We start from the raw sequence: 21,828 nt of genomic DNA, 5'->3' as shown, positions 1-21,828 counted from the left end.
TAGGACATCTAAGCAAAGGTACACTTTCTTCTACTCTATTTAATTCTTTAATAATACAATTTTGACGCCTTCTGGCGCTGAAAACAAGCGTAAATGCTTACGGAAGCCTATTTTTACACAAAAAACAATATGTTTAGCGTAGCAAGCATATATATAGTAAGTATAAATACAATACACCCCTTTGTATGCCCAACCGTCCTTATTATCATGGCCTCCTGGTCATTTTGCTGGTCGCTGGCCTTAGCGGCTGCCAGATTAAACCCAAGCCTTTGTTCTCGCTGGTACCAGCCGAAGACACAGGCATCACGTTTGCCAACCGAATCGTTGACAATGACTCGCTGAACATTATCGATTTCGAGTATATCTATAATGGAGGCGGCGTTGCGCTAGGCGATTTCGACAACGACGGACGAACAGATGTGTACTTTACGGGCAATCAGGTACCCAGTCGACTGTTTATCAACCAGACGGTTGCGGAATCGACTGATTTGCATTTTCGCGACGTAACCGCGTTGGCTGGCGTAGGTGGCGAAGGGAAATGGTGTTCAGGTGTAGCCATGGTCGACATCAACAACGATGGCCGATTGGATCTATACGTGGGTGCTACGGTCAGTAAAGACTCAACCAAACGGGAGAACCTGCTTTATATCAATCAGGGTACCAGGAATGGAGTACCCGTCTTTCGAGAGATGGCCCGCGAATATGGCGTTGCAGATAACGGCCATACCACCAATGCCGCCTTTTTCGATTACGATAATGATGGTGACCTGGACTTGTATGTACTCACCAACACTATTGAGGACCGAAGTCCGAATACGTACCATGTCAAAGTGGCCAATGGAGCGTCAAAAACAACTGATCGACTGTACCGGAACGATTTCAGCCCTAAGCTGGGCCATGCGGTATTTACCAATGTATCTAAAGCAGAAGGTATTCAGATGGAAGGTTATGGGCTGGGCCTGGCCATTACCGACCTAAACCACGATGGCTGGCGCGACGTGTATGTCACGAACGATTACCTCACCGACGACCTTCTCTGGATCAATCAGCATACGGGTGACAAGCATAGTGGTTTCCGGGATGAGGCCGGTCAATACTTCAAGCATACCAGCAATTCGGCGATGGGCAATGACGTGGCCGACGTGAATAATGATGGACTGCTGGATGTGGTGGCGGTTGATATGCTGCCACGCGACAACTTCCGAAAAAAAATGTTGCTGGGTCCAAACAACTACCAGACGTATCTGAACAATGATCAGTTTGGGTTCGGCTACCAGTATGTACGCAATACACTGCAACTGAACCAGGGGCCACGGCCCAACACCGCCCAGTTGACATTTCGACGGACAGGGGCCGATTCCTTTGCAGAAAAAGGCGCGCCACTTTTCAGCGAAATAAGCCTACTGGCCGACGTAGCCGAAACCGACTGGAGCTGGGCACCTTCAGTAGCTGATTTTGACCACGACGGTTACCGGGACTTACTGATCACAAACGGTTTTCCAAAAGATGTGACCGACCGTGATTTTATGGCGTTCAGAGAGCAAAGTTCGATCGTGAGCACGAAGCGATTTCTGCTAGACCAAATCCCGGTTGTTAAAATACCAAACTACGCATTCCGTAATCTGGGCGGCAACGTACCTACGTTTGCCGATGTAACGGAAGAGTGGGGCCTCAAAACACCCAGTTTCTCAAACGGGGCTGCCTATGGCGATCTGGATAACGACGGAGATCTGGATTATGTAGTCAACAATATCAACGATTCGGCCTTTGTCTACCGTAACAACCTTATTGAGCAAAAAGGCGCAGCAGCAACGTACCTACGCCTTCGGTTCGATGGTCCTGCCCGTAATCGCATGGGCCTTGGTGCTTTTGTCACGATCAACTACGACACACGCGATGGATTAAAGAATCAGCAGCAGGTATACGAGCACAGCCCATATCGAGGTTACCTGTCAACGGTCGAGCCTGTCGGTCATTTCGGCTTGGGACCTGTTGACCTCATTCGGGAACTGCGGGTAGTCTGGCCAGCACACGATGGGCTGCCAGCGCGGCAACAGACGCTGCGTAATGTAAAACCCAACCAGGTGCTGACGCTCCATCAGGCAAACGCAACCGAAACACCTGCTCCGGTTAACGCTGCTCCTACCCCGTTGCTGCAAGACGTCAGCGATTCGCTCGGCCTCAACCTGGTTCATACCGAGCCGGAATTCATCGACTTCAACTCCCAAAAACTTCTCCCCCATAAGTTCTCCCAGTTTGGCCCGTCGGTATCGGTTGGTGATATCAACGGCGATGGGCTGGATGATGTATTCATTGGCGGGTCGCGGCAGCAGCAGGGGCATTTTCTGGTGCAGACGAAAACTGGCGCCTTCATCGAAAAAAAGGGTTTACCTGAGCTACATCAACCCACCGACAAACCACAGGAGGACATGGGTACGTTGCTCTTCGACGCCGATGCCGATGGCGACCTGGACCTCTACATCGCCAGTGGCAGCGTGGAAGGACAGGCCAACGCCGCCGTCTTTCAGGACCGGCTTTACCTCAATCAGGGCGCAGCCACCTTCACCCTGGCCCCACCCGGCACCCTCCCCCCCAGCACCCTGAGCAAATCCTGCGTCAAAGCCGCCGACTTCGACCACGATGGCGACCTGGACCTCTTCATCGGTGGGCGCGTTGTGCCCGACCAGTATCCCAAACCGACCTCCAGCCTGCTGCTGCGCAACGACAGCCGGGCGGGGCGGCCCCGCTTCACCGATGTGACGGCCCAGCTGGCCCCGGTCTTGCACGAGATCGGGCTGGTGTGCGATGCCTTGTGGACCGACCCCGACAATGACGGGGACATGGACCTGCTGCTGGCTGGTGAGTTCATGCCTATTCTTTTACTGACCAACCAGCAGGGTCAGTTTAAGCCTACCGACTGCCAGATAGGCCAGTATCGCGGCTGGTGGAACTCGCTGGTAGGGGGCGATTTTGATCAGGATGGCGACATGGATTATGTAGCGGGTAATTTGGGCCGTAATGCCCGAATGCGGGCCAGCCAAGCGAAGCCAGTACGCGTATATGCGGGCGACTTCGACAATAACGGGTTCTACGATGCTATTCCAACCATCTATATTCCCGACGAAACAGGGGAAGCGCGTGAATTCACATTCCACGGACGCGACGACCTGATCCGGCAGATGATTGGCCTGCGTGGTCGATTTCAGCAGTACAAAGACTTTACGCAGGCAAGCATCGACAAACTCTTAAAACCCGAAGAACGGCAACAGGCACTGGTAGTAGAAGCCACCGAGTTTCAGTCGATGTTTATCGAAAATACGGGTAACGGTAAATTCGCCATGCACCCGCTTCCCGTACAGGCACAACTGAGTCCATTATTCGGTATGGTAGCCAGTGACGTTGACCACGACGGAAAGTTGGATTTGCTAGCCGTAGGTAATGATTTCAGCGGTGAGGTGTTGATGGGGCGTTACGATGCGTTGAATGGGCTGTACTTACGCGGTGATGGAAAAGGCCACTTTTCTGCTCAGCCCATTCAAAAAAGTGGCCTCTGTGTTGCCGGCAACGCAAAAGGACTGGTTAGTCTTACCGGAGCCAGCGGACACTTGCTTTTTCTGGCAACGCAGAACCGAGGACCACTGTGTGCCTTTCAAACCAACGTACCCAGCCGCTATATAACGCCCAAACGTACCGACGTTGCCGCGTTGCTCACCCTGACCAATGGCCACACGCAGCGAGTCGAATTTCCGATTGGCAGTTCTTACCTGTCGCAGTCAAGCCGCACCCTTTACCTAGAAAAGAATATGAAATCAGTGGTTTGGATAGACTATAAAGGTCAACGAAGCACAGCACAGGCGCTAAAAAGTCTGCCATAACCTCAGGAGATTACACTAGCTGGTATGCAGAAGAGGCATCTCGGTTCTGACCTGGGGTGCCTTTTCTACATACCAGCTAGTGTGATCTCCTCTACCAGTTAACCGCACTATTACTGAAAATTGGGCACGAGAAAGTTTGTCACAATTAATCGCTAACCCGCTTTTAATCCTGCTGCCAGATAGAGAACTTTGTTAATACCTCACTTTGGGGCATCATCTTCTAACTAAAACATCGATCATCATGCAGCAATCGCTACGTAGATGTCTGCTGTTCTGGTTCTGTCTAAGCCTGTCTATATCGGCAGCCTGGGCACAGAACCTTGACATCAGAGGAAAAGTAACTTCAGCTGAAGACAACAAGCCTATTCCAGGAGCCAGTGTGGTGGTACTGGGTACGTCGCGCGGAACCACCGCCGATGCTGAGGGCAATTACCGCATACAGGCCAACGCGGGCCAGACATTACGGTTCAGCTTCATCGGTAACAAACTGACCGATGTTGTTGTCGGGAACGCTGACGTGATCAACGTAACCATGAAAGCCGACGATAATCAGCTGAACGAAGTTGTGGTAACGGCACTAGGCGTGAAGCAAGAGAAACGCGCCCTGGGCTACTCGGTGCAGGAAGTAAAAGGCAACGTGATTGCCGAAACACAACGCGATAATTTTTTGAATGCACTGAACGGTCGGGTTGCTGGGGCAACAATTACGCCTACCAGCGGTAACCCCGGTGCGTCGACGTCGATCACGCTACGGGGCATTAGCTCGATTGGCGGTAACAACCAGCCGCTGTTTGTGGTAGACGGTTTACCCATCGATAACCGGACCTTCAATCAGGGCGCACTGGTGTCTGACTCGCCAAACCGGAATAACGACTACCAAAACCGGGGCGCCGATATTAACCCGAACGACATTGAAACCCTTACGATCCTGAAAGGCCCCGAAGCATCGGCCCTGTATGGCCTGGATGCTGCGTCGGGTGCGATCGTGATCACGACTAAAAAAGGCAGCACTGCTGGTCGCGGTCGTATAACTTACGACAATGCGTTCCGTTGGGAAGACGTATATCGGTTCCCGGCTTTTCAGAAAACATACGGTCCCGGCGATAACGGAACGTTCAGTACACCAACTCGCTTATATTTCGGTCCAAAATATGCGTCTGATGTTCCGCTGTACGACAACCTTGGCAATTTTTTCCAGACGGGTTTCACTAGCCGACACAATCTTGGTCTTGAAGGTGGTAATGACAAAACAACCTACCGCCTGAGCGTTGGCTATACTGGTCAGCAGGGTGTAGTGCCAACAACCGATTATAAACGACTATCGGTGCGGTTGGCCGGAACGAGTAAGATCACCAGCAAGCTCGAAGCCAGCACCACGTTCAATTACATTAACACCAGCAACACCAAAGCGGGTAAAGGCGCTGGTAGCACCCTACTGGCCCTGTTGTCGTGGCCACAGCAGGACGACGCCCGTAACTACCTCAACAACGATGGTACACGCCGCCGCCTGAACCCCAATAGCGACACGCAGGATATTGACAACCCATTTTTCGACGTCTACAAAAACAAAAACAAAGATCAGACGAACCGGATACTGGGCAACGTAACGATGACATATGACCCATTGTCGTGGTTGAAAGTGCAGGGGTTGATCGGTGCCGATATTTATTCAACAACGGGTAACCTGCTGTTCCATCCGCAGTCAAACCGGGCTATCTCTACACGGGGAAACCTTGAAAACTACACCGAAATCAGCCAATTGTTGAACGGCCAGTTACTGGTAACGGGAAAGAAAGACTTCGGCAAAATCAGCACATCGCTGCTGCTGGGTACGTCGTTCGACGACCGGCGGTATAATGTGGATGCCGTCCAGGGCCAGCAGTTCTACGAGGTCGACTTCAACGGTATCAACAACACGTTACCAACTACACAACGGGCTAAAAACACGCTCAACCTGATTCGTCGGCAGGCAATATTTGGTCAGTTCCAGGCTAGCTACGAAAGCATGTTGTATCTGACCGTAACGGGCCGTAATGACTGGTCGAGCACGTTACCCGAGGCCAATAACTCGTTCTTCTACCCGTCTGTCAGCGGTAGTTTCGTGTTAACTGAATTGCCTAGCCTGCAAGCTGGCAAACTGATTTCATTTGCCAAAATCCGAGCTTCATACGCGGAGGTAGGTAAAGATGCTCCTGTTCCCTACATCACGCAATCGAACCTGTTGGGGCAGGTAACAACGGGTGGTGGTCTGGCCTACAACGTGACGGGGGGTAATGGTATTCTGGTGCCAGAACGTACCTCATCGTATGAAGTAGGTGCGGATGTGCGCCTGTTCAACGGCCGACTTGGCATCGATGCTGCTTACTTTAACCGGAGAGCCGATAACCAGATTTCGGCCCCACGGCTCAGCTACGCTACCGGGTTCATTCTGCAGTACATCAACAGCGGCTCTATCGAAAGCCGAGGCGTTGAACTGTTGCTAACGGGTAACCCAATCCGCAAGGCAAACTTCAACTGGGACGTGACCCTCAACTTTACCCGCAACAATAGCCAGGTGCTGAGCCTGCCGGGCGGTCAAAGCGAGTTTTACTTGTCTGACACCTGGATGTATGCCAACGTGCGAAACAGCCTGTTCCCCGGCCGGCCGGCTACGGTACTAGGTGGTAACGACTACCTGCGTAACAACAACGGCGATATTCTGATCAACCCGTCGACAGGCTACCCCGTGAAGAATACCAACTTCACAGAAATCGGCAACCGTAACCCAATGTTTACAATGGGTCTGACCAACTCGTTCCGCTACAAAAACTGGTCGTTGTCGGCTCTGCTCGACATTCGCCGCGGCGGTGACGTGTTCAACGCTAACGAACTGTTCCTGTACACCAACGGCTTGAGCACCAAAACACTCGACCGCGAGACACCTCGTATTATCAAGGGGGTTTTGCGCGACGGGCTGGAGAACTCAGAGAAGCCAACAGTTAATACAATTCAGATCACCCCCATTACCCGCAACGACTTCTACACAGCAGCCTACGTGGAATCTGACTTCATTGAACACGATATCAATTGGGTACGTCTTCGCGACGTGACGCTCCGTTACACGTTCCCAAAAAGTTTATTGGGCGACAACAAGGTTGTTCGTGGTGCCAGCGTATTCTTTACGGGTACCGACTTGTTCCTGTTGACAAATTATACGGGCGCTGACCCATCGATCAACGGCCTGAACGCCTCAACGGGTGGTAGTGGCGCGGCTGGTTTCGACTATGGCACAGTGGCCGTTCCACGCGGTTATTCATTCGGTGTTCAGATTCAATTATAAATGAGACCTGCCCAGAATATGTCCTTTAAATCTGGGTATGTTACCATACAGAACTCATGAAAAGATACTTGTTAGTTGCCGCCGCTCTTTTGCTGGGCACAAGCGGCTGTAAGGAATACCTGGACGTTAACAAAAACCCGAGTACGCCACAGATAGCCTCTGCTCCAGTATTGTTGCCGCCCATGTTTGCACAGATGGCGCGGGGCGAGCTGTTCGATAGTCGCTATGCTGGTGCTTTCATTCAAAACTGGGCATTCACTACGTCGAATAACGTTTGGGATCGGCAGGGATACGCCGCCAGTTCTGATGCGGGTGGCGAAAAATGGCGGTCACACTACTTCGGAAATGGGTCGAACCTGTTCCTGATCATGGATGATGCTACTGCAACCAACCGCCCAACTTACTCGGGTATTGCCAAAGCTATTTGGGCCTGGAGCCTGCAGTCAACAACTGACTGGCATGGCGACATGATCATAAAGCAGGTATTTGAATTCGGGCGCTATTCGTTCGATTTCGATTCACAGGAAGTAGCCTACGCTGAAGCCGTGAAACAGGCCAACGACGCACTGGCCGATTTGGCTAAAGACGATCAGATTACGCCGGGTACAGTCACCCGGGCCGACCTGGTTTATGCCGGTGACCGTGCTAAATGGACCAAGTTCGCCTATGCTGTACTGGCCCGTAATGCCAACCACATCAGCAACAAAGCCAGCTACAAGCCGGATGATGTCATTGCGTTTGTTGACAAATCGCTGGCCAGCAACGCGGATAACTTCCTGGTGCCTCACAACGGCTCCAATACCGATGATTCGAACTTCTTTGGCCCGCTACGGAACAATCTGGGTTCATACCGGCCCACCATCTTTGCCATAAACCTGATGAATGGCACCACGATGGGCGCGCAGGACCCACGGCTTACACTTCTCTTCAATCCCTCGGCTGATGGTGTCTATCGGGGTATAGCCCCAGTACAAGGTGACCCGAACGCTGCCAATACGCCCAGCTTCATTCCTACATTCTGGGGTGGCAATACAGTAGCCCTGTCAGGCACGGGCCGGGGTATGTTCCGCGACAACGCGCCGTATCCGATAATGACTTATGGCGAGCTTCAGTTCATCAAAGCCGAAGCGGCTTTCCGTAAAGGCGACCGCGCCACAGCCCTGACAGCTTACAGGAACGGTATCAACGCCAGTTTTGACCTGTTGAACAGCCTGGAAACAGATGCCACCAAGCGCGTAACGGCGGCTCAACGAGCAACGTACCTGGCAAGCAAAGCAGTAGCGCAAACCGCCGCTGATCTCACGTTGAGTAACATCATGCTCCAGAAATACATTGCCATGTATGGCCACGGTATGCTGGAAACCTGGGTTGATATGCGTCGCTTCCAATACAGCTCCGATATCTACACTGGGTTTGCCGTGCCAGGCAGCCTGTTCCCCGACAACAACGGCAAGACGGTGCAACGTGTGCGGCCTCGCTTCAACTCGGAGTACGTCTGGAACGCTGCATCACTGGCCAAGATCGGTGCCGACAAGCCCGATTATCACACCGTTCCCATGTGGTTCTCACAACCCTAATCGCTCACTACGATGTTTATAAACAGAAAAGAAATACAACTCCTTGGTGGGCTGGGGCTAAGCCTTTTGTTAGCCGCCTGCGGTCCGAAAAACGACATTCAGAGCAACCAGATACCGGCAACGGGTGCCCGGGTGAAATTCGTGCACGCTGTCGTTGATGGTCCGGCAGTAAATGTATTTGCTAACGATACCAAGTTGAACGGCACTACCGTCACCTATGGCACTACATTTCCCGTGTCGGAGTACTCTGCCCTTAACCCAGGGCAAACCACGCTGAAAGTGTCGACGGTAGCCTCGGGTACCGTAGCCGAAGCCGCGGTTCTAACAGCCCCCGTTGCCCTCGAAGCCGACAAATACTACTCAATTGTGGCGGGTGGTACGGCTACTGCACCCATTGGCTTTATTCTCGATGACGATCAAACAGTGCTCAACCCGAAGAAAAACTACATTCGGGTATTGAATCTGCTCAGTAGTGGCCAATCGGTAGATTTTGCTATCGCATCGGGTACACCAGCAACCGTGGCGACTCCGGTAACTAATCTTGCTTATAAAAGTGTATCAGCGTACGTTGAGGTTGACCCCAACGCGGCAACGGCACCGTATTCGCTTCAGATTCGTAGCACCGGCACAACCACGGCCATTGGTACGGCGCTCAGTTTCAACACTCTGAATCAGGGGAGAAAATACACGTTAGTAGTTCGTGGCGCCGTTGGCCGCACCGGTACAGCTGTTCCTACACTATTTACTTACACGGTCAAGTAGCTGTAGCTTCTCGATTCATTAACAAAAGGGCATTGCTCGATCACTTCTAGTGATTTAGCAATGCCCTTTTACATTGGCAGGTTGATAAACGCTTGTATGTATTACTTCGCGTGCGCGAAGAAGCCTTATTACATGTACCTAGTCTTTACGCCAGCCAGGCCAGCCATTGCATGGCATTTTCGACCCAGAACAAAAACCGGGTGGCGTATTTCGCTGCCGGAGCTGACGACGGGCCGACCGTGTAGCTATTATTCAACATGTTCACATCCATATACAGCTTGTGCTTCGGGTCGACCTGCGCCCAGATTACGCGGCCTTTCCGCCCAAGAGCGAACGTTCGTGTGCGCGCCTTGCCATCCCACGATAGAGTCTCCTCACGGCCATTTTCGAAATGAACCAGCACCTCAACGGGTAACTGCATATCGCCCAGCCGATCGACCCGCAACGTGGCCGGACTACTGCTGTGATTAGTCAGACTAACCAGTTTATAATCGCAGACCCGATCACCATAAAGCACCTGATCGAAGAACCAGTTCATGTTGGCGCCAAACTTTTGGCCCAATCGGCGCGGTACTACTTCGTTAACGACATCGATAAAGCTCTGTGCGTTAGGATGCTTGAAGCGCCAGCGGAGGAAATAGGTCTGCATCACCTCGTCCATCACCGGCCGACCAATTAATCCTTCCAGCGTGCGTAGCCAGGTAGCCGTTTTCGAGTAGGTCAACTCGCCATAGTAGCTTGAGGGTAATTGCCATACATTGCCATACGACGGGCTTATCGCCGGGTTATCCATATGAACGTACCCATCGCGTGACGCTTCGAGATCGCCCATCCGTAGACCCAGCCAGTCGACCATGCTTTGCTGCGGGCCATAGGTGGCATCCATGATCCGGCCTTCGTAGTACTGGTTAAATCCTTCGTCGAGCCAGGCTTCCTCGAACTCATTGCTGGCCAGCATCAGCATGAAATACTGATGCCCGAATTCGTGTACGGTGACTATTTCCGGAAACCGCAGCCCGGCTGGTATGGCCCAGGACGTACCGGCCGTAATGAACGTTGGGTACTCCATTCCCCCCGCGCCCGATGCCCGCAAAGGTGGGTCAACGATGGTTAATGTTGGGTATGAGTATGGTCCCAGGTACGTGTCGAAATAAGTAAGAGCTGCCTTTACAGCATCGAAGTGGCGCTGCGCCTGTTCTCGGTGTTCAGGCTGCAGCATCAGGCGAATCTGAACCGGTCGGCCGTTTTTCCCCCGCCACTGGCTCTCGGTGACGTCGTACTGTGGCGAGGCTGTCCAGGCAAAATCAATGACATCGTCGGCATGCCAGCGGGTGGTTCGGCTACTGTCCTTATTGATCGTTTCGCCCGTTTTTTGCCCCGTAGCACCAACGATGAATGGCTTGGGCGTAGTGATGGCCACATCATACACTCCGTAATCGGCGTAAAACTCTGAATGAGCGTGAAACTGATGACAGTTCCAGCCGCCAGTAAGCCGACCCCGCATGCCAGCTGGCTCATAAACGCCAATTTTGGGAAACCACTGCCCTACCAGAAAGAAGTCTTTACTGAAACCTGTCCGGGCAAAAACTTTGGGCAGCTTTGCCTGAAAGGTCATGTTGAACACAACCGTTTCGCCCGGCACAACTGGCCGGCTTAGCGGTACCCGAATTACCGTTCGGTCATCGGGGTTGAACGTACCTGAAGCGAGATCGTCGGGCTGAATGTATTGCAGCTGGCCAATCAGGCTCTCGCCTGTTCGTTGGTCAGACAAGGCCGTCAGCTTCGCCCAGCCAAAATTTTCGGATTTCGACTTATCTAGTGCATCGCCCCGTAACTGGCCGCCCGATTCGCGCATGAATGTCGAATTGGCATTTCGAAAAGCATTGAGGTACAGATGAAGTTGTATGTCCCGAATGATATCAGGCGAGGTATTTCGCCAGGTTAACGTTTGTCGACCATCAAGCCGTTTCGTCTGCGTATTTAGTCGTACCTCAATCTGATAGCTCGCATTCTGAGGGCTCAATGGGGGCGTAATCGCGGTGGCCAGGTACGGAATCAGCAGGAAGAACAGCAGATAAAGTTGGCGCATAGAATGGGGATGGTCGTGGGTCTACTACTGCTTACTCTGTTTTTATCACCCCGCCACGGCGGACCGCTCCTGTTGTCGGGATGACAAAAAACGGGCTTATATCAATCAGCTGCTTCGCCAATGAAGGCCTGCCATTCTGCAATTTGATTCTTTTTCAAGACACGGGGAAACTTATGCTGTCCCCCCATCTTACCGCGCGCTTCCATCCAGTTGTAAAACGTTTGGGTTGGTAATACGGTCAAAAACACCTCTTTCAGGGCGTGTTGCCGCTCAGTGGCGTAATCGTCGTTCAGCACTTTTAAATGGGCATCGATCCGGTCACGGAGTTGATTGGCATCAACTGTGCCATCGGCACCAATATACCAGTGATGTGCGAAAAGCGGATCATGATTGATACCCGCTACCGTAAACTCCCGCACGTCGAGGTTCATTTCCCGCGCCGACAGATCAACGGCTTTGTTCATGTTGTCGACAGACAGGTGTTCGCCGCACAGGCTCAGGAAGAACTTGGTTCGGCCCGTAATGACGATCTCGGCTTTGCGTTTCGACACGAACTTAATGGTGTCGCCAATCAGATAGCGCCACGTACCTGCGCAGGTCGATAGCAACAACGCGTATTCTTTGCCCTCTTCCACTTCGTCAATCATCAGTGTCTGTGGATTATCCACCATGACGCCATCGGCCGAAAAGTTGGTTTCATTGAAGGGCACAAACTCATGGAAGATGCCGTTATTCAGCACTAGTTGCATGCCCCCGGCCTGCGGATGCGTTTGATAAGCAATGAATCCCTCTGAGGCCAAGTACGTTTCAATGTAGGTGATAGGTCGGGCCAAGAGCTTCTCAAAACCAGCTTTGTATGGCTCGAACGAGACGCCACCATGGCAAAAGACAGCCAGATTAGGCCAGATGTCATGGATCGTTTTCACGTTGTAATGAGCAATGATCTTTTCCATCAATAGCTGAATCCAGGCGGGTACGCCCACAACGTACCCAATGTCCCAGTCAGCGGCCTGCTCAGTAATCTCGTCGAGTTTTACGCCCCAGTCGCGTTCCCGGGCAATTTCGGGGCCCGGTTTATAGAAACGCTGGAACCAGAACGGAATTTGACCGGCGGTGATGCCACTCAGATCGCCCTCAAAATGACCTTGACGGGCATTTAATTTGGTACTCCCGCCAAGCATCAGGTAGCCTTTTTCGTACAGCGACGCGGGTAAATGCTGGTATTTACCCAGCGTCAATATCTGCCGGATACTTGTTTTCTGGATGGCCTTGCTCATGGCCTTCGTTACCGGAATATATTTCGAAGCAGCCTCCGACGTACCTGAGCTAAGCGCGAAATACTTGACGCGCCCCGGCCAGGTAACGTTTTTTTCGCCCGCCAGCGTACGATGCCACCAGGCGGCAAAAATGGCGTTATAGTCGTAGACAGGTACGTTCCGTTTGTAGGCTTCATAGAAGGCTCGTTCGCTTCCGAAATGCCCTTCTCGTAATACCTCGTCGAACCCACCCTGTTTGCCGAATTCCGTATAGCGGGCTTTTTCGATCAGTTTTAACAGCGTTTTCTTCTGTGCACGAAACGGGTTCAGTTTCTTACGCCGCTGCACCACATTGGTGAGTCGGATACCGCGTTTTAGTAAGCTACCAAGAAATGCCATAGTTGATGAACAATGTATAATGTATCCGCCCAATCAGTCTGTTAACACGTGTGGATTATCAGGCATCCACTAGTCATAGTACCTCGCTCCTTCACATCCCCCACTCACTCATCGTGGTCATGGTATCGTAGGCCGTCAGGTCGTACTGGCAGGGAACAATCGACGCATAGTTCTGCGACAGGGCGTATTCGTCGGTGTCTTCGCCGGGGTCATTGTTTACGAACTCGCCAGCAAGCCAGAAATACCGACGGCCATTTGGGTCGCGGCGTTCATCGAAGATTTCCTGCCACTTGGCATCGGCCTGGCGGCAAATCTTTACACCTTTCAACGGTTCAGAACTACGCGCCGGGAAATTCACGTTTAAGGCCACGCCTTTCTTAATACCTCTTTCCAGCACGTTGCGGGTAATGGAGAGAATATACTCACGCGTATGCGAAAAGTCGGGCTCACGGGTATAATCGGCTAGTGAGAAGCCGATGGCCGGAATACCTTCGATGGCCGCCTCAATGGCCGCCGACATGGTTCCTGAATACAGTATACTGATGGCCGAGTTGCTGCCGTGGTTGACGCCACTTACAACCAGATCGGGTGCGTTGTCTTTTAGAACATGGTGTTTGGCCAGCTTTACGCAGTCGGCGGGCGTACCTGAACACTCGTAGGCGGGCAGTTCCGGGAAAACAGTTGTTGGATAGAGTCGTAATGGATTGGCAATTGTGATCGCATGGCCCATACCCGACTGCGGACTGTTTGGCGCTACCACCACCACATTGCCTAGCTCCTGCATACACTCGACCAGGAAAGCAATGCCCCGTGAGGTAATACCATCATCATTTGTCACTAAAATCAGCGGTTTTTTCGCGCTCATATCTGCGTTGTTTCGTAGACCAAATGTACAACCAGAACTGTTGCCCGGCTCTCAGGCGAACAACCCCATCGGCTAAAGTGTTGTTTCAAAACAGAGTTCCACAACAGATAGCCGGTCAGTCAGCCCCCTACTGTTGTGACCACACAACAGATGACTCTGTAGGTCAAGATTATGGAATCGAATGAGAAGCTAGACCGTATTGTAGAAGCTCGGATGAAGCTAAAACGCCGGTTTGACGAAAAAATGGCGCAGACTCCGTCTGTAGCCGACAGTGAAGGAGGCGCCTTTAAGCCACGTGGAAAAGGGCCAGCCAACCGCCACGGAATGCCACAGGTCCCGATTGGCCAGACAGTTACCGCCAAATGGCCAGTACTGGATCTAGGCTATCAACCCACTATTCCGCTCGACAAATGGCAGCTCAATATTGACGGGGAAGTAAATCATCCCGTTCGGTTGAAATGGGACGACCTGATGGCATTGCCGCAGGTAGAAGATACCAGCGATTTTCACTGTGTCACCACCTGGTCGCGGCTCGACGTTCCCTGGGTAGGTGTCCGTTTCATGGACCTTGCCGCATTGGTTGATCCGAAGGGCTCTGCTACGCACATAATGTGCTATGGCTATGACGGCTATTCGACAAACGTATCGTTGGAAGAGGCCCTGAAGCCAGATGTGTTACTGGTACACACCGCCGATGGTCAGCCATTATCCGTAGAGCATGGCGGGCCATTGCGTATGATCACCCCGCAGCTATATGCCTGGAAAGGATCTAAATGGATTAAGCGGATTGAATTTATGACCAGTAACCGCCTTGGTTTCTGGGAAGAGCGCGGCTATTCTAATACGGCTTACCCCTGGCGTAATGACCGGTATAGTTAACCTATACACGCTTGTAGCGTATGACCAAGCCGTTCCAGCTAATTGATAGACTCGCCTCTGTCAGTTCAAGTATAGTGGCGTTCGGTTGCTCTGGAGTGTATATGAATGGAATACATCTCGGCTCACTGAAAGTGAATCGCAGTTTGCCTGGGCTGTAACTGTACGCTCCATCTTTGGCGTACGTATACGTTGATGCGTAATTACACGTTCCGCCAGTGAACGGATATGAACCCGCTTCCTGTCCTGTTGTACCATCTGCGTTGAAAATAGCATACTGAGGCCATGCCGGGTTAGCTTCATATACGGTATGTGTAGATGTCGAGGTTGATCCAACATACTTCCAACGGCCTGGCAGTAGTCTGGCCTGTATACCGTCTGACTGGCAGGCGATCAACAGCCAACCCAATAAAACGGGTAGTATTTTTTTCATAGCTAATCACGTCTGTTTCTATCACGATTCGGTAAGCCATAAAAGCGTTGGAACTGTATATAGATTACATACAGTTCCAACGCTTTTCTCTTTCTTTAGTGGCTTGATTAGTCAGCTACAAAGGCCTGAATGGAGGCTAATAAGCCCGGCAATTGTTTGTCAATATAAGCCCGCTCATTGGGCGACCATTGCCGGGGATGCCCAAATACACAAGGCTGGAGAATACCCCATAACTGTCCATTGGCCTGTATGTGCGCGTGAATTAAGGCGCGGTGGCCAAAGGTTCGCTGCTCGAAATCGCGGTTCAACACATCAGGCGCAGCTTTGTCGACATCGTCAATATACACCGACGGTTGCATGGCCAATCCCGCCCGGATCAGCGGATCTTCTTTGGGTAAGTTTGTAGTATCGGGCTGCCAATCGGGCTGAATCACATCTGGAATTGTTTCGTTACGGCGCCATTGGAAAGCCGTACGTCCACGTTCCTGATCGGGTTGCCTGACATATAGGAAGCACCGGTCGGCCCCTAAATAACGACCGATCTTTTCGACGGCCTTTTGCAGTGTTACCTCCGCTACTGTTCTTGAGATGGGTGTATTCATACTCAGTCAACGACATAGATTAACAAGAGTTGTGTTTAAGCACCACCTGAATTACGAATTAACGAATTCACCGACGACGCGTTTAGTCCAATCGCCACAGTATTAGGGCCGGTGTAGGGCCGGATTGGCTTGCTAAAACCGAACGATATATGTTGTCAGTTTATCACTTGGGGCTTCTCTTTCACCACAATAAGCAACCATACAGCTTGAGAAAAGTGGGCTGGAACATACCTGTATTACTGGTTGTATGGCGCTCGTCAATCCGCCTAAAATGTGTATCTTGAACGTACCTAACACTCCTTTTTATCAATGAAAACAATTTCGTTGCTAGTCTACGAAGATGCCGTTTTAGCCTCTATCTCTGGTGTTATTGATCTCCTGGTTGCTACAAATGGGTACGCACAACAAATAGGGCAACCCGCGCCATTTCGTTTAGAGTTAGTCAGTGAACAACAGAAACATATTCAGCTCAACGTACCTGCTCAATTCATCTGCACAAAGACACTTGCCGAAATTACCCACACCGATTTAATCATCGTTCCCGCTTTTTATGTGGAACCTGATGAAGCGCTCACCAAAAACAAAATTTTGATCGACTGGATTGCGGCGCAATACGAACAAGGCACTGAAGTGGCCAGTTTGTGCCTTGGAAGCTATTTCCTGGCCGAAGCAGGTATCTTATCGGGTAGATCTTGCACGTCGCATTGGAAAGCATTTGATGATTTACAACGTCGGTATCCCGATGTGCAGGTTTTGACCGATAGCGTCATGACCGATAAAGAGGGGATCTATACCAGCGGTGGCGCGTTGCTTTCCTGGAACCTGATTTTGTATCTGATTGAAAAATTTTGCGGGCGCGACCTATGTATTGGTATTAGCCGCATGTTCAACATCGATCTGGCCCGAGCTTCCCAGTCTTATTTCGCTGTTTTTCAAGGGCAACGGCAGCATGAAGACCAGGACATTCTGAAAGCGCAGACCTTTATTGAAACGAATTTTCATCTGCCAATCTCGGTAGAACGGATTGCCAGTGAAGCCAACATGAGTAAGCGAAACTTCATTCGTCGATTCAAAAGCGCCACTCAGAACACACCACAGGAATATTTGCAACGGGTAAAGATCGAATCGGCGAAAAAAGCGCTTGAAAAAGATCGCGACGATGTAAGTTCGATCATGTATGACGTAGGTTATAACGATGTAAAAACGTTTCGCAAAGTCTTCAAACAAATTACCGGCCTTACCCCGCAGGATTATCGCCGAAAGTATAGCCGCGACAGCCTGCTGTTATCGTCGAATTAACGCAAAAAGGCCAGCCACGTTTCCGGGCTGGCCTTTTCTATGCTACTGTAACGTACCTGGATTTAAGCAGTTACTTTCTTCTTACCACGGGCAAACTGTTCACGCGATTCGGTGATCGTGTCGAGTTCTTCCTGCGAACCAACTATGGTATTCAGGTACTTACGAGTACCCGTACCGGCCGGAATCAGGTGACCTACGATTACGTTCTCCTTCAAACCTTCCAGATTATCCTGCTTACCCCGGATCGAGGCTTCGCTCAACACTTTCGTCGTTTCCTGGAACGAAGCCGCTGAAATGAAGCTGTCGGTACCCAGTGACGCCTGCGTGATCCCTTGCAGGATTGGCTGTGATACGGCAGTCATAGCATCACGAACAGTTACGATCTTCATGTCACGACGTTTCAGGCTCGAGTTTTCATCGCGCAGCCGACGGGCCGAGATAATCTGACCAGGCTTCAGGTTCTCTGAGTCACCTGCATCAGTTACCACTTTGGCATCCATCATTTTGTCATTCTCCTGCCGGAACAACCACTTGTCGACAACCTGATTCTCGAGGAAGTTCGTGTCACCTGAGTCAGTGATCTCAACCTTCTGCATCATCTGCCGAACAATCGACTCAATGTGCTTATCATTGATTTTCACACCCTGCAAGCGGTACACTTCCTGAATCTCGTTTACCAGGTATTCCTGAACAGCAGTTGGCCCTTTGATCGACAGAATATCGCTCGGTGTAATGGCACCGTCTGACAGCGGCGAACCGGCCTTCACGAAGTCATTGTCCTGTACCAGAATGAACTTGGCCAGTGGCACCATGTATTTCTTACGGGTACCGTCCTTCGACTCGATGAAGATTTCACGGTTACCACGCTTGATGGCCCCGTAAGTGACAACGCCGTCGATCTCCGATACAACCGCCGGGTTCGACGGGTTACGAGCTTCAAACAATTCCGTTACCCGAGGCAGACCACCCGTGATATCACGAGTTTTACCAACGTTACGAGGAATCTTCGCCAATGGCTGACCCGCAACAATCGATTGACCGGCTTTCACCACCAGACGCGACCCAACAGGTAGGTTGTACCCTTTCTCGGTAGTGTCTTCGAGCAGCGTAGTTGTACCATTTACAATGATCGATGGGTTTTTCGCCTTATCGCGGGTTTCGATGATCACCATCTCCTGGAAGCCGGTTTGCTCATCAAATTCTTCGCGATAGGTAATTGCCTCTTCGATGGCATCGAATGATACTTTACCCGTCAGTTCAGACAGGATAACGGCGTTGTATGGATCCCATACGCAGAGCTCGTCACCTTTCTTCACCACGTCGCCTTCCTTCACTCGCAGGAAAGCACCGTATGGTACGTTATTGCTGATAAAGACGATGTTCATGTTGGTTGGATCAACGATTTTCACCTCACCCGAACGACCCATGACAACCGTCTGCGGATTACCATCGTTATCCTGCGATTCAACTGTCCGCATTTCCTCGAACTGAATCACACCGTCGAACTTAGCTTTCAGGGCTGCATCCACTGCGATGTTTGAAGCCGTACCACCTACGTGGAACGTACGGAGTGTCAGCTGTGTACCGGGTTCACCAATCGACTGCGAGGCAATTACGCCCACAGCTTCACCAATGTCGACCATACGACCTGTTGCCAGGTTGCGGCCATAACACTTAGCACAAACACCTTGCTTCGCTTCACACGTCAGTACTGAACGAATCTCTACGGTTTCAATGCTGGTCTCATCAATGATGGCCGCAATTTCTTCCGTAATCAGTTCGCCGTTGCCAATAAGCAGCAATGGATCCCCATTTTCGTTTTTCTTCAACGGGTCATAGATATCATGCACCGAGGTACGTCCCAGAATCCGCTCTGACAGTGGCTCAACGATATCTTCGTTGTCTTTCAGGGCCGAAATCTGAATACCACGTAGCGTACCACAGTCTGTTTCACTAATGATAACATCCTGCGCTACATCGTGCAAACGACGCGTCAGGTAACCAGCATCGGCCGTTTTCAAGGCTGTATCGGCAAGACCTTTACGGGCACCGTGCGTTGAGATAAAGTATTCCAATACGTCGAGCCCTTCTTTGAAGTTCGACAGAATTGGGTTTTCAATGATCTCACCCACCGAGCCTTGCAGGTTTTTCTGTGGCTTGGCCATCAGACCCCGCATACCACCCAACTGACGAATCTGCTCGCGAGAACCACGGGCCCCCGAGTGCATCATCATATAAATTGAGTTAAAGCCTTGTTGGTCAGCCTCAAGCTGCTTCATCAACGTTTCTGTCACCCGTGAGTTAACCCGTGTCCAGATGTCGATAACCTGATTATAGCGCTCGTTCTCCGTGATGAGACCCATCAGGTAGTTATCCCAAACGGCTTGTACGTCTTTCTTCGCGTCATCAACAAGTGCCTGCTTTTCGTCGGGAATCTTGATGTCGCTCAAACCGATCGACAGACCACCTCTGAATGCTTGCTGGAAACCAAGTTCTTTGATGTTATCTAAGAATTCGGCCGTTTTAGCCACACCCGCAATCTTGAAGATCAACGCAATGATTTGCTGTAGCTTCTTCTTAGTCAGCAGTTCGTTGATGAACCCTACTTCAGTTGGAACAAACTGATTAAAGATTACACGACCCGCTACCGTTTCGATGATCTTCGACTCAAGTTCACCGTCTTCGTTCCGTACGTTAACCCGGCACTTAATGTTAGCATGCTTCGACAGCTTGCCTTCATTCACGGCTATAACCACTTCCTCAGCACCGTAGAAGGTCATGCCCTCGCCAGCGATGGGGTAGGCCTCTGTTGTTTTGCGACCTTTCGTTACATAATACAGGCCCAATACCATGTCTTGCGAGGGCACCGTAATAGGCGCTCCGTTAGCAGGGTTCAGGATATTGTGTGAGGCCAGCATCAATAGCGAAGCTTCCAATACGGCCTCCTGTCCCAGTGGAACGTGAACGGCCATCTGGTCACCATCAAAGTCAGCGTTGAAAGCCGTCGTTACCAATGGGTGCAGCTGAATGGCTTTGCCTTCGATCAACTTCGGCTGAAACGCCTGAATACCCAGACGGTGCAGGGTTGGAGCCCGGTTAAGCAGTACAGGGTGTCCCTTCAATACGTTTTCCAGAATGTCCCAGATAACAGGGTCTTTCCGGTCAACGATCTTCTTGGCCGACTTCACCGTTTTCACGATACCCCGCTCAATGAGCTTACGGATGATAAACGGTTTGAAAAGCTCGGCAGCCATGTCTTTCGGCAGGCCACATTCGTGCATTTTCAGTTCCGGACCAACTACGATAACCGAACGACCAGAATAGTCGACACGCTTACCAAGTAAGTTCTGGCGGAAACGTCCCTGCTTGCCTTTCAGCATGTCAGAGAGCGATTTCAGCGCCCGGTTACCTTCTGAACGTACTGCGTTTACTTTACGCGAGTTGTCAAACAGCGAGTCAACGGCTTCCTGAAGCATCCGTTTTTCGTTACGCAGAATCACTTCAGGCGCTTTGATCTCGATCAGACGTTTCAGACGGTTGTTCCGGATGATAACGCGACGATACAAATCGTTAAGGTCTGATGTAGCGAAACGGCCACCATCCAGGGGTACAAGCGGACGAAGTTCGGGCGGAATCACTGGCACCATGCGGATCACCATCCACTCGGGGCGGTTCTCAACACGACCGTTAGCTTCACGGAACGCTTCAACCACTTTCAACCGTTTCAGGGCTTCAGCCTTACGCTGCTGCGACGTATCGGTGGCGGCTGAGTGACGCAGGCTAAACGAAAGTTCATCCAACTGCACGCGTGACAGCAACATCTCCAGCGCGTCAGCCCCCATCTTGGCGATGAATTTGTTGGGGTCTTTATCGTCGAGGTGCTGGTTAGTGGCGGGCAGTTTGTCGATAATATCGAGATACTCGTCTTCTGTCAGGAAGTCGAGCTCGTTGATACCATCGGCGGCCTTCACACCGGCTTGAACAACTACGTACCGTTCGTAATAGATGATCTGATCCAGCTTCTTGGTTGATAAACCCAGAAGGTAACCGATTTTATTTGGAAGGCTACGGAAGTACCAAATGTGGGCAACAGGAACCACGAGTTCAATGTGGCCCATCCGCTCACGACGTACTTTCTTCTCCGTTACTTCCACACCGCAGCGATCGCAGATGATGCCTTTGTAGCGAATCCGCTTGTATTTGCCGCAGTGGCACTCCCAGTCCTTCACCGGACCGAAGATCCGCTCACAGAACAACCCACCCATTTCAGGCTTGTATGTCCGGTAGTTGATCGTTTCGGGTTGGGTGACCTCACCGTATGAACTCTCCAGAATTGACTCGGGCGATGCCAGGCTGATCGTTACGCTCTGGAAATCGCTGTTGAGTTTCTTGTTCTTCTTAAAAGACATCTGTTGGAGATTATATAGTTGAAAAGAGTTTCAAGAGTCAGGTTTCAAGTTTCAGGTTTCGAGGGCC

General features: G+C 51.3%; 11 protein-coding genes. 6 read left to right on the top strand and 5 right to left on the bottom strand.

From position 1 onward, the window contains the following. The first annotated feature begins 185 nt into the window (after positions 1–185). From ACAW75_RS14225 to ACAW75_RS14210, 4 genes are all read left to right on the top strand, one after another. Complete coding sequence (locus tag ACAW75_RS14225; RefSeq protein WP_370729394.1) at positions 186–3,875, top strand: CRTAC1 family protein; 3,690 nt, start codon at positions 186–188, stop codon at positions 3,873–3,875. A 241-nt stretch (positions 3,876–4,116) separates the two neighbouring features. After that, positions 4,117–7,194 (top strand): SusC/RagA family TonB-linked outer membrane protein, encoded by a 3,078-nt coding sequence (locus ACAW75_RS14220; RefSeq protein ID WP_370729393.1) that lies wholly within the window; start codon positions 4,117–4,119, stop codon positions 7,192–7,194. A gap of 56 nt (positions 7,195–7,250) precedes the next feature. Then, positions 7,251–8,771 (top strand): SusD/RagB family nutrient-binding outer membrane lipoprotein, encoded by a 1,521-nt coding sequence (locus ACAW75_RS14215; RefSeq protein ID WP_370729392.1) that lies wholly within the window; start codon positions 7,251–7,253, stop codon positions 8,769–8,771. A gap of 12 nt (positions 8,772–8,783) precedes the next feature. Continuing rightward, complete coding sequence (locus tag ACAW75_RS14210) at positions 8,784–9,533, top strand: DUF4397 domain-containing protein (protein WP_370729391.1); 750 nt, start codon at positions 8,784–8,786, stop codon at positions 9,531–9,533. A gap of 145 nt (positions 9,534–9,678) precedes the next feature. Here the strand turns inward: ACAW75_RS14210 and ACAW75_RS14205 are convergent, their stop codons facing one another. From ACAW75_RS14205 to surE, 3 genes are all read right to left on the bottom strand, one after another. After that, positions 9,679–11,622: a M1 family metallopeptidase gene (locus tag ACAW75_RS14205; RefSeq protein WP_370729390.1), complete on the bottom strand. Its 1,944-nt coding sequence runs from the start codon at positions 11,620–11,622 to the stop codon at positions 9,679–9,681. A gap of 101 nt (positions 11,623–11,723) precedes the next feature. Beyond that, positions 11,724–13,277 carry a GH3 family acyl-acid amido synthetase gene (locus ACAW75_RS14200; protein ID WP_370729389.1) on the bottom strand — a complete coding sequence of 518 codons (1,554 nt, stop codon included), beginning with the start codon at positions 13,275–13,277 and terminating at the stop codon, positions 11,724–11,726. A gap of 91 nt (positions 13,278–13,368) precedes the next feature. Continuing rightward, positions 13,369–14,142 (bottom strand): 5'/3'-nucleotidase SurE, encoded by a 774-nt coding sequence (surE, locus tag ACAW75_RS14195; protein WP_370729388.1) that lies wholly within the window; start codon positions 14,140–14,142, stop codon positions 13,369–13,371. A 171-nt stretch (positions 14,143–14,313) separates the two neighbouring features. Here surE and ACAW75_RS14190 point away from each other — a divergent pair, with 171 nt between their 5' ends. Beyond that, positions 14,314–15,021 carry a sulfite oxidase-like oxidoreductase gene (locus tag ACAW75_RS14190; RefSeq protein WP_370729387.1) on the top strand — a complete coding sequence of 236 codons (708 nt, stop codon included), beginning with the start codon at positions 14,314–14,316 and terminating at the stop codon, positions 15,019–15,021. A 537-nt stretch (positions 15,022–15,558) separates the two neighbouring features. On the opposite strand, the gene ACAW75_RS14185 is transcribed toward ACAW75_RS14190, so the two are convergent. Further along, entirely contained in the window at positions 15,559–16,053 is a 495-nt protein-coding gene (locus tag ACAW75_RS14185; protein WP_370729386.1) for a GAF domain-containing protein, read from the bottom strand. Positions 16,054–16,362: 309 nt separating this feature from the next. On the opposite strand from ACAW75_RS14185, the gene ACAW75_RS14180 reads away from it, so the two are divergent. After that, entirely contained in the window at positions 16,363–17,352 is a 990-nt protein-coding gene (locus ACAW75_RS14180) for a GlxA family transcriptional regulator (RefSeq protein WP_370729385.1), read from the top strand. A 62-nt stretch (positions 17,353–17,414) separates the two neighbouring features. Here ACAW75_RS14180 and rpoC read toward each other — a convergent pair whose 3' ends face one another. Then, entirely contained in the window at positions 17,415–21,761 is a 4,347-nt protein-coding gene (rpoC, locus tag ACAW75_RS14175) for a DNA-directed RNA polymerase subunit beta' (protein ID WP_370729384.1), read from the bottom strand. Positions 21,762–21,828 lie beyond the last annotated feature (67 nt).

This window comes from Fibrella arboris (assembly GCF_041321095.1).
Lineage (GTDB): Bacteria > Bacteroidota > Bacteroidia > Cytophagales > Spirosomataceae > Fibrella > Fibrella arboris.
This window is presented reverse-complemented; position numbering and strand designations above follow the sequence as displayed.

Excerpts from the sequence above, each read along its gene's own strand:
- ACAW75_RS14225 (WP_370729394.1), top strand. The coding sequence starts at position 186 with ATGCCCAACCGTCCTTATTATCATGGCCTCCTGGTCATTTTGCTGGTC.
- ACAW75_RS14220 (WP_370729393.1), top strand. The coding sequence starts at position 4,117 with ATGCAGCAATCGCTACGTAGATGTCTGCTGTTCTGGTTCTGTCTAAGC.
- ACAW75_RS14215 (WP_370729392.1), top strand. The coding sequence starts at position 7,251 with ATGAAAAGATACTTGTTAGTTGCCGCCGCTCTTTTGCTGGGCACAAGC.
- ACAW75_RS14210 (WP_370729391.1), top strand. The coding sequence starts at position 8,784 with ATGTTTATAAACAGAAAAGAAATACAACTCCTTGGTGGGCTGGGGCTA.
- ACAW75_RS14205 (WP_370729390.1), bottom strand. The coding sequence starts at position 11,622 with ATGCGCCAACTTTATCTGCTGTTCTTCCTGCTGATTCCGTACCTGGCC.
- ACAW75_RS14200 (WP_370729389.1), bottom strand. The coding sequence starts at position 13,277 with ATGGCATTTCTTGGTAGCTTACTAAAACGCGGTATCCGACTCACCAAT.
- surE (WP_370729388.1), bottom strand. The coding sequence starts at position 14,142 with ATGAGCGCGAAAAAACCGCTGATTTTAGTGACAAATGATGATGGTATT.
- ACAW75_RS14190 (WP_370729387.1), top strand. The coding sequence starts at position 14,314 with ATGGAATCGAATGAGAAGCTAGACCGTATTGTAGAAGCTCGGATGAAG.
- ACAW75_RS14185 (WP_370729386.1), bottom strand. The coding sequence starts at position 16,053 with ATGAATACACCCATCTCAAGAACAGTAGCGGAGGTAACACTGCAAAAG.
- ACAW75_RS14180 (WP_370729385.1), top strand. The coding sequence starts at position 16,363 with ATGAAAACAATTTCGTTGCTAGTCTACGAAGATGCCGTTTTAGCCTCT.
- rpoC (WP_370729384.1), bottom strand. The coding sequence starts at position 21,761 with ATGTCTTTTAAGAAGAACAAGAAACTCAACAGCGATTTCCAGAGCGTA.